Origin of the sequence: Actinomadura graeca, from assembly GCF_019175365.1 — a bacterium.
GTDB classification, from domain to species: Bacteria; Actinomycetota; Actinomycetes; order Streptosporangiales; family Streptosporangiaceae; genus Spirillospora; species Spirillospora graeca.
Genome location: NZ_CP059572.1, coordinates 6,027,994 through 6,040,560, shown reverse-complemented (window position 1 = coordinate 6,040,560; position 12,567 = coordinate 6,027,994). Strand labels below are relative to the sequence as shown.

Sequence of the window (12,567 nt, the reverse complement as noted above, 5' to 3'; positions counted from 1 at the left end):
AGGAATCCCTCACCCCCCGGCGTCCACCTTCAGCACCCGGATGACCTCCTGATGCAACCGGTCCACGGCGATGTCCACGCTCCGCACGAACCCCGCTTCGTCCGTTCCCCGCTTGGCGCCCATACCGGTCGGGAGAGTCAAGCGGAACGAGGCGATCTCCCCTCCGGCGGGAACGAGGAGCCCCGGTTCGCTCCTGAGGTTCTTCAGCACCTCGCACGGCCCATCGGGACGTCCGTCCGCCAGCGCCTCCACGCGAAGCTCCGGTGGCGCGTCCGCCAGCTGCCGCAGAAGCCACTGGACCCGCGTCAGAGCGCGCGCCCGGGCCGCCGCCGGGATCTCGACGGACGTCTCGATCCGTCCCGTCCGCAGATCGGCCTCGATCCGCACCGGCCCGCCCGCGCCCGGCAGCCGCACCTCGGCGCTCATCCGCCCGGACCCGATGAGGGACGCCACGATGGCCGCCCGGCGCTCCCCCGCGTCACCGCCGCGCCTTCGCCGGGTGACCGGCGCGACGTTCAGCCCCGTCTCCCCGCTCAGCCGCAGGCACAGCTGCCGGACGAGCCTTTCCCAGCTCTCGGCCACGCGCGGCGCGTATCTGTCGCCGGGCCGCAGCGTGCCCGCCGCGATGGCGTTGCGCACCGGGACCCACGCCTGTCCCATGTCCTGGAAGCCCTGGCACCCGGCGTTGTCGTGGCGCAGGTAGTGCAGCAGCTCTCCGAGCAGCCAAGCATGCGCCGGACCTGCCAGCCCGTGATGATGGCAGAGCATGTGCGCCTCGTGGGCGACCTCGGCCCACGACAGGTGCCGCAGGGCCACCTTGCGCAGCTTCCGCTTGTCGACGGTCAGCGGATGCTCACCGTCCAGTGCCAGGTCGTTCGACAGCGTGATGACGGTCTCGTACCCGTTCCGGGCGGCGACGTCCAGGTACGCCTCTACCTGCTCCGCCTTCAGCGGGCTCCCGCCGGTCTTGGTCTCGAGCAGCGCCGTCCAGATCCGCCCGGCCCGCGCCACGCGGATCACCCCGTCCGGCCGGACCTTGCCGTCGCCGTGCTTGAAGGGCGCCTCGACGAACGTCTGGACCGTCCCGGCCGGGGCGTTGAACCTGGCCGTCAGCCGCCGCCCGAACTCCGGGACCTGCGTCATCACCGCCAGCAAGGTGGAGGTGGCCCGCGCCTCCCGCTCGTGGTCATTGCGGAGGCCCGCTACCGGGAACAACCGCGCGCCCTGCCACGCGGGGTGATCGGCGAGGTCGGCCTTCGGCGCCTTCGGCAGCGTGCTCCGCTTCTTCGCGGTCCGCACCCGTCCGCTCTTCGCGGGGACTGCCTGCCGCGCCGCGTCCGCCCGCTCCGCCGCGGCCGAGGCGGGGACGGGAGCCGGGTCGGGCACGGCATCGCCCTCGCCCTGGACGCCCCCGCCCTCGTCTTGGATGCCGTCCTCATCCTGGGCGCCGTCCTCGCGTCCCTCCTCGTCGCCGTCGTCGACGCTGATGCCGAAGTCGGCGGCCAGGCCCGCGAGCCCCGACTCGTACCCCTACCCCACCGCCCGGAACTTCCAGGTATCGCCCCGCCGGTACAGCTCACCGAACACGAAGGCGGTCTCCGCCGCAGCGTCACCGATGTCGAATCCGAGCAAGGCCGCACCGGAGCTGTCGTAGAGGGTCAGGCCGAGGTCGGAAAGGGCGCCGAACGTCGCGCCCGCGTATCGGCTCGCCGTCACGACGACCCGCTCCACCTCTAACGGCAGGGCCGCGAGGTCCAAGAGGATCCGGTCCTCGCTCCCTCCGGCGGTCGGTGACTTGCCGAGGAGCTGGACGGAGCCGTCGGGGGTGGCGGGCTGGTTGTAGAAGACGAAGTCCTCGTCCCCCCGGACCTTGCCGGACGCCGCGGCCAGCAGCGCCGCGACATCCGCCTCGCCCGTCCCGGACGGGTCGGACCAGCGCAGCGCCACGGTCACCGGGCCCGCCGCCTCGGTCAGGGCCGCCAGGCCGACGTTGGATCCCTTGAGCATCTGCTGCATGTGCCACTCCCGTTCGGCCGGAGGCTGGGCGGCCACCGTGACCACGTGATCACGGTCGGGAGCGGCCTCCACCGAGGATGGCACCTCGTGAGCAGCCGGTGACCGGCACGATGCGAACTGGCATGGACCGGCCACTGCCGGTGGTGGGAGTGGTCCGGAATTTGCGGGTGGTCAGTGGTGTCTGGTGTCGCGGCGCCGTTTCAGCGAGGCGACCACGGCGACGCCGATGACGGCGAGCCCGATCTGGAAGACCAGTTCGATCCAGTCGACGCCGTCGGTGGTGTCCACGCCGACCTTCTGCGCTATGGCGGTGCCGATCAGGGCGGCCACGATGCCGATGCCGATGGTGAGCAGGATCCCGATCGGCTGGCGGCCCGGCAGTATCAGCCGTCCCAGCGCTCCGATGATCGCTCCGATGATGATCGCTGTGATGATCCCTGAGATGGTCACGAGCCCGCCTCCTCGAGGTGCGTCGTAGAGCCCTTGTGCCCACCCAGGCGCGGTTGTCACCTCTCCAGGTCAGCCGTCGTAGTCGATCTTGAGCCGGTCGGTCGCGGGCGTGGACTGGCAGGTCAGGACGTAGCCGGCGGCGACCTCCGCGGGATCGAGCGCGAAGTTGCGGCGCATGTCGGCCGCTCCTTCGACGACCTTGGCCCGGCAGGTCCCGCAGACGCCGCCCTTGCAGGCGAACGGCAGGTCCGGGCGGACCCGCTGGGCGGCGTCCAGGACGGTCGCGTCCCGCGGCTGCGTCGTGGTCGTGGACCGTCCGTCCAGGACGATCGTGACGTCGCTGGCAGGGCCCGTGATCACCGGGGCGGGACGGTCCGGCCCGGGCGGCGGCTCGTCAACGTGGAACAGCTCCTGGTGGACGCGGTCGCGCGGCACGCCCAGGCCGGCGAGGACGTCCCGCGCCCCCGTCACCATCCCGAACGGGCCGCACAGCCACCAGTGGCCGACATCCCGGACGGGGACCAGCCGCGGCAACAGTGTCCGAAGCCTGGGGGCGTCCAGGCGCCCGGTGAACAGCTCCGCCTCGCGCGGCTCCTGGGACAGCACGTGCACGAGGTCGAACCGGTCCGGGTGGGCGTCCTTGAGGTCGGCCAGGTCGTCGGCGAACATGACCGTGCCGCTGCGCCGGTTGCCGTACAGGACCGTCACCCGGCAGGACGGGTCGGCCAGCGCGGACGCGGCGATCGACAGCACGGGCGTGATCCCCGACCCGGCGGCGATCAGCACGTGGTGCGCGCCCGTCCCGGAGCGGAGCGTGAAGGTCCCCGACGGCGGCAGCACGTCGATCACGTCGCCCGGCCGCACCTCGCGGACCAGCCAGGACGAGAACATCCCGAACGGGATCTCGCGGACGCCGATGCGCGGCGCGGCGCCCGCCGGGGAGCAGATCGAGTAGGACCGCCGCTCCTCCCGTCCGCGGACGCGGCGGCGGAGGGTGAGGAACTGGCCGGGCGTGAAGGCGTACTCGGCGGCCAGCGCGGCGGGCACGTCGAAGGTGACCGCGACCGCGTCGTCGCACAGCCGCTCGACGGACACGACGCGCAGCGCGTGGAAGCCGCCGCGCGCGCGGGCGGCGGGGATGGTGCCCTGCTCGTCCACGGCCGTCATTCAGATCTCCTTGACGTGCTCGAACGGCTCCCCGCAGCCGCCGCAGCGGTGCAGGGACTTGCAGGCGGTCGCGCCGAACCGGGACAGCCGCACGGTGTCCGCGGAACCGCAGCGGGGGCAGGGGATCCGGCGTGGCGGGCCCAGGGTGAGCGGGATCGGCCCGGTGGCCCGGCGCGGCGCGGGGCCGGGGGGCGACACCCCGGCCGCGGCGAGCTTCCCGCGCCCGCGCTCGGTGATCCAGTCGGTCGTCCACGGCGGGTCGAGGACGGTGCGGACGCGGACGTCGCGGTACCCGGCGTCGGCGAGCCGGGCCCGCAGGTCGGCGCGCATCGCGTCCAGGGCAGGGCAGCCGGTGTAGGTGGGGGTGATGGTGATCTCCACGTGCCCGCCGTCCACGCGCACGTCCCGCAGGACGCCGAGGTCGGCGAGGGTCAGCATCGGCAGCTCGGGGTCGGTGACCGTCTCGGCGGCCGCGCGCGCGCCCTCGGCGCCGGGCGTCGGGCCGCTCACCACGTCGCCCCGGGATGCGCGCGGGCCAGGCCCTGGAGTTCGGCGAGCAGGTCGTCCAGCGCCCCGGTGTGCGACCCGGCGCGCCCGGACACCGACGGCGGCACGGGGTCCGGACGCGGCAGCGTCGCGGTCCGCAGCACCTGGTCGAGGACGTCGCCGAACTCCGCGCGCGCGCCGGACGGGTCCGCGCCCACGCCCGCGTCGGCCATCCGGTGCTCGACCCCGTGCACGCCGAACAGCTCGCCGGTCTCCGGCCAGAGCGCCTCCAGCGCCCGCCGCGTCCGGTCGTGGGACGTCGCGGTGCCGTCGCCGAGGCGGATCGTCCACAGCGCGGCGTGGTCGCGGTGGTAGGCGACCTCCTTCACGCCCTTGGCGGCGACCGCGGCGAGGACGGGGTCGCGGGACGCGGTGAGGCGGTCCAGCAGCGCGAGCCGCCAGGTCGAGAACATCAGCAGGCGGACGATGGAGTGCGCGAAGTCGCCGTTCGGCGCCTCCACGAACCGGACGTTGCGGAACTCCGCCGCGTCCCGGAAGTAGGCGAGGTCGTCCTCGTCGCGTCCGGCGCCCTCGGCCGCCCCGGCGCGTGTGAGCAGGAGCCGCGCCTGGCCGAGCAGGTCGAGGGCGATGTTGGCCAGTGCGACCTCCTCCTCCAGCTCGGGGGCGTGCGTGCACCACTCCTGGAGCCGGTGCGACATGACCAGCGCGTCGTCGCCGAGCATCAGGCAGTAGGTGGCCAGGTCGGCGCGTCCGACCCCGTCCGGGACGGACGTGTCGACCCCCGCGAGCGGGTCGTGGAAGCCGGTGCCGAACGCCCAGCGCGCCTCGTCGTTCTCCTCGGTGATCGCTCCGAGTGCGTTGTCGAAGGACATCGGGCCTCACATGTGCGGGACGTCGTCGGGAATGTCGTAGAAAGTCGGGTGCCGGTAGACCTTGTCGCCGCTTGGGGCGAAGAACGGGTCCTTCTCGTCCGGGCTGGACGCGGTGATGTCGCGTGCCCGCACCACCCAGATGCTGACGCCCTCGTTGCGCCTGGTGTACAGGTCGCGGGCGCTCCGCAGCGCCATCTCGCCGTCGGCGGCGCGCAGCGACCCGACGTGCACGTGGTTCAGGCCCCGCTTCCCCCGGACGAACACCTCGTAGAGCGGCCAGCCCGCGTCGACGGTGGTCTCGCCGTCCTCCATCACGCCTCCATCCCCTCGCGTCCCGCGGTGTCGGCCTGTTTCGCCGCGTGGGCGGCGGCGGCCTCGCGGACCCAGGCGCCGTCCTCGTGCGCGGCGCGGCGCACCTCGATCCGCTCGGCGTTGCACGGGCCGTCACCGCTGATGACGCGCTTGAGCTCCGACCAGTCGATCTCGCCGAAGTCGTGGTGCCCGCGCTCCTCGTTCCACCGCAGGTCGGGATCGGGCAGCGTCACCCCCAGCGCGCGCGCCTGCGGGACGGTCATGTCCACGAACCGCTGCCGCAGCTCGTCGTTGGTGTGCCGCTTGATCTTCCAGGCCATGGACTGCGCGGTGTGCGTGGAGTCGGCGTCCGGGGGGCCGAACATCATCAGCGACGGCCACCACCAGCGGTCCACCGCGTCCTGCACCATCTCCCGCTGGGCGGGCGTGCCGCGCATCAGGCACATCAGCATCTCGTAGCCCTGCCGCTGGTGGAACGACTCCTCCTTGCAGATCCTGACCATCGCCCGCGCGTACGGGCCGTAGGAGCTGCGGCACAGCGGCACCTGGTTGCAGATGGCGGCGCCGTCCACCAGCCAGCCGATCACGCCGACGTCCGCGAACGTCGTCGTCGGGTAGTTGAAGATCGACGAGTACTTCTGGCGGCCGGAGATGAGCCTGCGGGTCAGGTCCGCGCGGTCGGCGCCGAGCGTCTCGGCGGCCGAGTACAGGTACAGCCCGTGGCCCGCCTCGTCCTGCACCTTGGCCAGCAGGATCGCCTTGCGCCGCAGGGACGGCGCGCGGGTGATCCAGGCGCCCTCCGGCTGCATCCCGATGATCTCCGAGTGGGCGTGCTGGGCGATCTGCCGGACCATGGTCGTCCGGTACCTGCCGGGCATCCAGTCGCGCGGCTCGACGCGCTGGTCGCGCTCGATGGTCCGCTCGAAGTGGGCCTCCACGCCGTCCGCCGGCGGCGCCTGGGTGTCGGGAACGGTCATGTCACTCCCCTTCCGGGCGTTTTGCGACCAGGGTCAGCACGTCGTACGCGGCGACGGTCTCGCCGTCCCCCCGGGTGACCCGGGTGTCCCAGCGCACCTCGCCGTAGGCGGCGTCCTCGCGCGGGGTGATCTGCTTGGCGGTGAGCGTCACCGTCAGCTCGTCGCCGGGGAAGGTCGGCGCAAGGAACCGGAGCTTTTCCAGCCCGTAGTTCGCTAGGACGGGACCGGGTTCGGGCGAGACGAACAGCCCTGCCGCGAACGACACCACGAGGTAGCCGTGCGCGACCCGGCCGCCGAAGAACGGGTTGGCCTTGGCGGCGTCCTCGTCCATGTGGGCGTAGAAGGTGTCACCGGTGAACTCGGCGAAGTGCTCGATGTCGTCGAGCGTGACCGTCCGGGGACCCGCGACGACCGTGTCGCCTATGCGCAGTTCCTCCAGGTGCTTGCGGAACGGGTGGACGTCGGTGCGCGTGTGCGGCGCGCCCGGTGTCCAGCGTCCGGTGATGGCGGTGAGCATCGCCGGCCCTGCCTGCACGGCGGTGCGCCGCATGTGGTGTGCGACGCCGCGGATCCCGCCCATCTCCTCGCCGCCGCCCGCCCGACCGGGGCCGCCGTGGACGAGGGCCGGGAGCGGCGACCCGTGCCCGGTGGACTCCTTCGCGTCCTCCTCGTTCAGCACGAGCAGCCGCCCGTGCCAGGGCGCGGCGCCGAGGACGACGCGGCGCGCGAAGGCCGGGTCGGCGGTGACGACGGAGCCGACCAGGCTGCCCCGCCCGCGCGCCGCCAGCGCGACGGCCTCGTCCACCGAGGAGTAGGGCAGCAGGGTGCTGACCGGGCCGAACGCCTCGACCTCGTGCGGCTCGGGGCGCCCGGCGTCGTCGGCGCGCAGCAGGATCGGCGACATGAACGCGCCGCGCTCGGGGTCGGCGCCGACGACGTCCACGGTCACGGGGTCGCCGAACACGATCCGGCCGGCGTCCAGCAGCGGCTTCAGCCCGCGGCGGACCTCCTCGCGCTGCTCCAGCCCGGCGAGCGCGCCCATCCGGACGTCCGGGTCGCGCGGGTCGCCGACCGTCACGCGCGCGAGCCGCTCCGCCGCCGCCTCCGCCACCTCGTCCAGCAGGCGGGCAGGGACGAGCGCGCGGCGGATGGCCGTGCACTTCTGCCCCGCCTTCACCGTCATCTCGGTGACGAGCTGGCGGACGAACAGGTCGAATTCGGCCGTCCCCGGACGGGCGTCCGGGCCGAGGATCGAGCAGTTCAGCGAGTCGGCCTCGGCGTTGAACCGGACGGAGCGCCCGACGACGACCGGGTGCGTGCGCAGCGTGCGCGCGGTCGCGGCAGAACCGGTGAACGCCACCGCGTCCTGCTCGGTCAGGTGGTCGAGGAGGTCACCGGCGTCACCGCAGAGCAACTGGAGTGTCCCCTCGGGGAGGATGCCGGACGCGATGATCAGCTCCACCAGGCGCGCGGTCAGGTACGCGGTCTGCGCCGCGGGCTTGACCAGGGTCGGCATCCCGGCGAGGAACGCGGGCGCGAGCTTCTCCAGCGGCCCCCAGACCGGGAAGTTGAAGGCGTTGATCTGCACGGCGACGCCCTGGAGCGGCACGAGGAGGTGCCGTCCGGCGAACGTGCCGCCCTTGCCGAGCGGCTCCACGTCCCCCTCGATCAGGACGGTGTCGTTCGGCAGCTCGCGCTTGCCCTTGCTCGCGTACGACAACAGGACGCCGATGCCGCCGTCCACGTCGATCCGCGAATCGGTGAGCGTCGCGCCGGTGCGGGCGGAGAGCGCGTACAGCTCGTCCCGGTGCTCGCGCAGGTGCAGCGCCAGTGCCTTGAGCAGCGCCGCACGCTGGTGGAACGTCAGCTCACGCAGCGCCGGGCCGCCCACCCGCCGCCCGTGTTCCAGCACCGCGCCGCGGTCGATGCCGGACGCGGAGATCCGGCCGATCTCCTCGCCGGTCACCGCGTCCGCGAGCGGCGCGCCCTCGTCCTTCGGACGATGCCAGCCGCCGGACACGTAACTGGGCAGCGGAGCCATGCGCGGGCCCTCCCGTCTCGGAACCACCGAATTACCGACCGTCCGTTCAGTCGGATATTACCTCGCGGGAGGCGCCCCCGAGAAGCCCTGAGGCCCGGCCTGCTGCGATAATGACCGCCGTGGGAGACGTGGACGACGGCCGCGCGACGCGGCAGGGGCGGCCGGGACGTCCGGGACGTCCGGGACGTCCCGGCTACGACAGGGAATCCCTGCTCCGGGTCGCCGTCACGGTGTTCAACGAGCGCGGCTACGACGGCACGAGCATGGACGAGCTGTCCAAACGGCTCGGCATCAGCAAGTCGGCGATCTACCACCACGTCACCGGCAAGGACGAGCTCCTCCAGCTCGCCGTCGACCGCGCGCTGGACGGCCTGTTCGCCGCCGCCGACGAGGCAGCCGCCGTGGACGGGCGCGCGATCGACCGGCTGGAGCATCTCGTCCGCGCCAGCGTCGCCGTCCTCGTCGAGCGGCTCCCGTTCGTCACGCTCCTGCTGCGGGTGCGCGGCAACACCGCCGTCGAGAAGCGCGCGCTCGCCCGCCGCCGCGAGTTCGACCGCATGGTGTCCGGGCTGGTCGCCGAGGCGGGGGCCGAGGGCGACATCCGCCCCGACATCGACCCGGCGATCGTCGCCCGCCTGCTGTTCGGCCTGGTCAACTCGCTGTCCGAGTGGTACCGCCCGCGCGGCGGCTCCGGCGGCGCCGAGATCGCCGACGCCGTGTGCGCGATGGCCTTCGACGGGCTGCGCCGACCCCCGCCGCGGACGGCGCCCGCCGGCCGCCCCGTGCCCGCTACAGGTGCGTGACCAGCACCCCAGGACGCTCCACGCAGTCGGCGACGAACCGCAGGAAACCGCCCGCGACGCCTCCGTCGCAGATCCGGTGGTCGAAGGTGAACGACAGCTGCGCGACCTTCCTCAGCCGCACCTCGCCGCCGTACGCCCAGGGCCTGTCGGCGATCCGCCCGACGCCGAGCATGGCGGCCTCGGGATGGTTGATGATCGGCGTCGAGCCGTCCACGCCGAACACGCCGTAGTTGTTGAGCGTGAACGTCCCGCCGGTGAGGTCGCCCGGGGCGAGGCGGTTCGCGCGCGCGTCGTCCGTCCGCCGCCGCAGCTCCGCGGCCAGCTCGGCGAGCGTGAGCCGGTGCGCGTCGCGGACGACCGGCACCACGAGGCCCCGATCGGTCTGCGCCGCGAACCCCAGGTGCACCCACGGCACCTGGACGATCTCTCCCCGCTCGGTGTCGAGATGGGCGTTGAGCTGCGGGAACCGCCGGAGCCCCGCAACGCAGATCCGCGCGAGTAGCGCCAGTATCCCGACGCGCGCCCCCGGGTCGGCCCGGCCGATCTCCTCCTTGAGCTCCAGCAGCGGCGTGGCGTCGACGTCCACCCACGTGCTCGCGTCGGGGATCTCCCGGCGGCTGCGCGCCACCTTGTCGGCGACCGCCCGCCGCGTCCCCGTGAGGGGTATCCGCAGCACATCGGACGTCTCGTCCGGCCGGGGCGCGGCCGCGCCGGCGATGGCGGCGTCCACATCGCGCCTGAGCACCACGCCTCCGGGTCCGCTCGGGGCCAGCGCCGCGACGTCCACACCGTGGTCCTTGGCCAGCCGCCGGACGACGGGCGAGATGACGCGCGGAGCCTCCCGTCCCGCGTCCGTGGCACCCGTCGCGTTCGCGCCCGTTGCCTTCGCACCTGCGGAGGGTGCGGCTTTGGCGGCGCGGCGGCGGGATCGTTGGGCGGCACCCGTCCCGTAGCCGACGAGGACGTTCCCCGACCCGGCGCGCTCCTCCTCCCGGTGCGACTCGCGGTGCTGCTCGCGGTGCGACTCGCGGGGCAGATCGCGCCGCCCGGACGCGGCGTCCTCGGCGGTGATCTCGATGAGCGGGGAGCCCACGCCCACGACGGCCCCGGCGTCGGCGCACAGCCTCGCCACGGTGCCCGCGATCGGGATCGGGACGTCGACGGCCGCCTTGGCCGTCTCCACCACCACAACGTCCTGGTCGACGGCGACGGAGTCCCCCACGGACACCTTCCACTCCAGGATCTCGGCCTCCGTCAGGCCCTCGCCCAGGTCAGGGAGGCGGAACACGGTCGCGTTCACGCGGCGCCGCCCAGGCCGAGGAACCGGGTATCGGGCCGGTCGTCGCGCTGGAGGCGGTCGAGCGCGTCGAGGATCCGGTCCGCGCTCGGCAGGTGATGCCGCTCCAGCATCGGCGGCGGGTAGGGGATGTCGAACCCCGTCACCCGCAGCACCGGCGCCTGCAGGCTGTGGAAGCAGCGCTCCTGGACGCGCGCCGCGATCTCCGCGCCGACGCCCGCGAAACCGGCGGCCTCGCTGACGACGACGCACCGTCCCGTCCGGCGGACGGACGCGACGACCGCCGCGTCGTCGAACGGGACGATCGTCCGCAGGTCGACGACCTCCAGGTCCCAGCCCTCGGCCTCGGCCGCGCGGGCGGCCTCCAGGGCCACCGGCACGCTCGGCCCGTACGCGACGACCGTGACGTCCCCGCCGGGACGCCGGACGGCGGCGCGGCCGAAAGGCTCCGCCCGCACCGGAAGCACGACATCGGATTTCGACCAGTAGAGCTTCTTCGGCTCCAGGAAAACGACGGGATCGGGGTCTTCGACGGCCTCCCGCAGCAGCGAGTAGGCGTCCTCGACCGTCGCAGGAGTGACGACCTTCAATCCCGGCGTGTGGGCGTAATACGCCTCACTGGAATCGCAGTGGTGCTCGACGCCGCCGATCCCGCCCGCATACGGAATGCGGATGACGAGCGGCAGCCCGATCCGCCCGCGCGTGCGGTTGCGCGTCTTCGCCACATGGGAGGCGATCTGCTCGAAGGCCGGATACGCGAACGCGTCGAACTGCATCTCGACCACCGGCCGGAAACCGCCCATGGCCATTCCGACCGCGAAGCCGACGATCCCCGCCTCCGCGAGGGGCGTGTCGAAGCAGCGGTCGTCGCCGAACTTCTGCGCCAGCCCGTCGGTGATCCGGAAGACCCCGCCGAGCGCGCCGACGTCCTCGCCGAAGACCACGACCCGCTCATCGTCGTCCATCGCGTCGCGGAGCGCGGTGTTCAGCGCCTGGGCCATGGTCGTCATGACAGCGCCTCCTCGGCCTCGATCTCGGTGCGCAGCATCGCCCGCTGCTCGTCCAGCTGCGCGGTCGGCGCGCTGTAGACGTGGTCGAACAGCCCCATCGGGACCAGTTCGGGATCGGCGTTCATCCGCTCCCGCAGCCGCGCGGCGTACTCCTCGGCCTCCGCGGCGGCGGCTGCGACGTCCTCGTCCGTCAATTCGCCGCGCCCGCGCAGGAACACCTCCAGCCGCGCGACCGGATCGCGCCGCCGCCATTCCTCCGCCTCCGCCTCGCTCCGGTAACGGGACGCGTCGTCGGCGTTCGTGTGCGCCTCAAGCCGGTAGGTGTGCGCCTCGACGAGAAAGGGCCCGGCACCCGACCGCGCGTGCTCGACCGCCGCGGACAGCACCGCGAGCACCGCCACCGGGTCGTTTCCGTCCACCCTTTCGGAACGCACCCCGTAACCCACGCCCTTGTACGCCAGCGAAGGCGCCGCGGTCTGGCGATCCAGCGGCACGGAAATGGCGTAGTGGTTGTTCTGGACCAGGAACACGACCGGTGCCTTGAAGACGGCGGCGAAATTGAGGGCCTCGTGGAAGTCGCCCTCGCTCGTCCCGCCGTCGCCCACGCAGGCGAGCGCGACCCGTCCCGTCCCCTTGCGCCGTTCGGCATACGCCAGCCCCGCCGCGTGGACGGTCTGCGTCGCGAGCGGCGTGCACTGGGGCGCCGTGTGGTGCCGGCCGGGGTCGTATCCGCAGTGCGCGTCGCCCCGGAGCAGCGACAGCACCTCCACCGGATCGATCCCGCGCGCCACCAGTGCGACCGACTCCCGGTACGTCGGGAACAGCCAGTCGCCGTCCGACAGCACGAGGGCCGCCCCGACCTGGCAGGCCTCCTGCCCGTGGCTCGACGGGTAGACGGCCAGCCGGCCCTGCTTGGTCAGCGCCGTGGCCTGGGCGTCGAACCGCCGCCCGATGACCATGCCGCGGTACGCCCGGCGCAGCAGCTCCGGGCCGGGCCGCTCGTAGGCGGACCGTCCTCGCGCCTCCGCGCCGGTGTCGGTCAGGAACCGCACGGGCTCCTTCGAGGGAAGCAGTGTCTCCGGCTGCGGACCCGTCATGGACGCCCCACCTCCTGA

13 protein-coding genes are annotated in these 12,567 nt (G+C 73.2%); 1 reads left to right on the top strand and 12 read right to left on the bottom strand.

The genetic code is table 11. From position 1 onward, the window contains the following. Positions 1-9 precede the first annotated feature (9 nt). From AGRA3207_RS26820 to paaZ, 9 genes are all read right to left on the bottom strand, one after another. Positions 10-1,386: a hypothetical protein gene (locus AGRA3207_RS26820; RefSeq protein ID WP_231329778.1), complete on the bottom strand. Its 1,377-nt coding sequence runs from the start codon at positions 1,384-1,386 to the stop codon at positions 10-12. A gap of 144 nt (positions 1,387-1,530) precedes the next feature. After that, positions 1,531-2,088: a TerD family protein gene (locus tag AGRA3207_RS26815; RefSeq protein WP_231329777.1), complete on the bottom strand. Its 558-nt coding sequence runs from the start codon at positions 2,086-2,088 to the stop codon at positions 1,531-1,533. A 99-nt stretch (positions 2,089-2,187) separates the two neighbouring features. Continuing rightward, a complete protein-coding gene (locus AGRA3207_RS26810; protein WP_231329776.1) occupies positions 2,188-2,466 on the bottom strand; it encodes a GlsB/YeaQ/YmgE family stress response membrane protein in 279 nt (92 codons plus the stop codon). 69 nt (positions 2,467-2,535) lie between these two features. Next, on the bottom strand, positions 2,536-3,633 hold the full coding sequence (paaE, locus tag AGRA3207_RS26805; protein ID WP_231329775.1) for a 1,2-phenylacetyl-CoA epoxidase subunit PaaE: 1,098 nt from the start codon (positions 3,631-3,633) through the stop codon (positions 2,536-2,538). Then, positions 3,634-4,146, bottom strand: a complete 513-nt coding sequence (paaD, locus tag AGRA3207_RS26800; protein ID WP_420830782.1) for a 1,2-phenylacetyl-CoA epoxidase subunit PaaD — start codon at positions 4,144-4,146, stop codon at positions 3,634-3,636. It abuts the gene before it with no gap. Continuing rightward, the gene (gene paaC / locus AGRA3207_RS26795) at positions 4,140-5,012 is read right to left on the bottom strand and encodes a 1,2-phenylacetyl-CoA epoxidase subunit PaaC (RefSeq protein WP_231329773.1); all 873 of its coding nucleotides are present in this window, start codon (positions 5,010-5,012) and stop codon (positions 4,140-4,142) included. The genes paaD and paaC overlap by 7 nt, the downstream gene beginning before the upstream one ends. 6 nt (positions 5,013-5,018) lie before the next feature. Beyond that, entirely contained in the window at positions 5,019-5,324 is a 306-nt protein-coding gene (paaB, locus tag AGRA3207_RS26790) for a 1,2-phenylacetyl-CoA epoxidase subunit PaaB (protein WP_231329772.1), read from the bottom strand. Then, positions 5,324-6,301, bottom strand: coding sequence for a 1,2-phenylacetyl-CoA epoxidase subunit PaaA (gene paaA / locus AGRA3207_RS26785; RefSeq protein ID WP_231329771.1), 978 nt, complete (start codon positions 6,299-6,301; stop codon positions 5,324-5,326). The genes paaB and paaA overlap by 1 nt, the downstream gene beginning before the upstream one ends. Position 6,302: 1 nt before the next feature. Then, the gene (gene paaZ, locus AGRA3207_RS26780) at positions 6,303-8,342 is read right to left on the bottom strand and encodes a phenylacetic acid degradation bifunctional protein PaaZ (RefSeq protein ID WP_231329770.1); all 2,040 of its coding nucleotides are present in this window, start codon (positions 8,340-8,342) and stop codon (positions 6,303-6,305) included. Positions 8,343-8,461: 119 nt separating this feature from the next. Here paaZ and AGRA3207_RS26775 point away from each other — a divergent pair, with 119 nt between their 5' ends. Next, on the top strand, positions 8,462-9,145 hold the full coding sequence (locus tag AGRA3207_RS26775) for a TetR/AcrR family transcriptional regulator (RefSeq protein WP_420830781.1): 684 nt from the start codon (positions 8,462-8,464) through the stop codon (positions 9,143-9,145). On the opposite strand, the gene AGRA3207_RS26770 is transcribed toward AGRA3207_RS26775, so the two are convergent. Genes AGRA3207_RS26770 through pdhA form a run of 3 tightly spaced genes read right to left on the bottom strand, consistent with a single transcriptional unit; the run spans position 9,132 to position 12,549 of the window. Then, positions 9,132-10,445 (bottom strand): dihydrolipoamide acetyltransferase family protein, encoded by a 1,314-nt coding sequence (locus AGRA3207_RS26770; protein WP_231329769.1) that lies wholly within the window; start codon positions 10,443-10,445, stop codon positions 9,132-9,134. The two genes, AGRA3207_RS26775 and AGRA3207_RS26770, sit on opposite strands and share 14 nt — an antisense overlap. Continuing rightward, positions 10,442-11,452 (bottom strand): alpha-ketoacid dehydrogenase subunit beta, encoded by a 1,011-nt coding sequence (locus tag AGRA3207_RS26765; RefSeq protein WP_231329768.1) that lies wholly within the window; start codon positions 11,450-11,452, stop codon positions 10,442-10,444. Before AGRA3207_RS26765 ends, AGRA3207_RS26770 begins: the two co-directional genes overlap by 4 nt. Beyond that, positions 11,449-12,549 (bottom strand): pyruvate dehydrogenase (acetyl-transferring) E1 component subunit alpha, encoded by a 1,101-nt coding sequence (gene pdhA / locus AGRA3207_RS26760; protein WP_231329767.1) that lies wholly within the window; start codon positions 12,547-12,549, stop codon positions 11,449-11,451. Before pdhA ends, AGRA3207_RS26765 begins: the two co-directional genes overlap by 4 nt. Positions 12,550-12,567 lie beyond the last annotated feature (18 nt).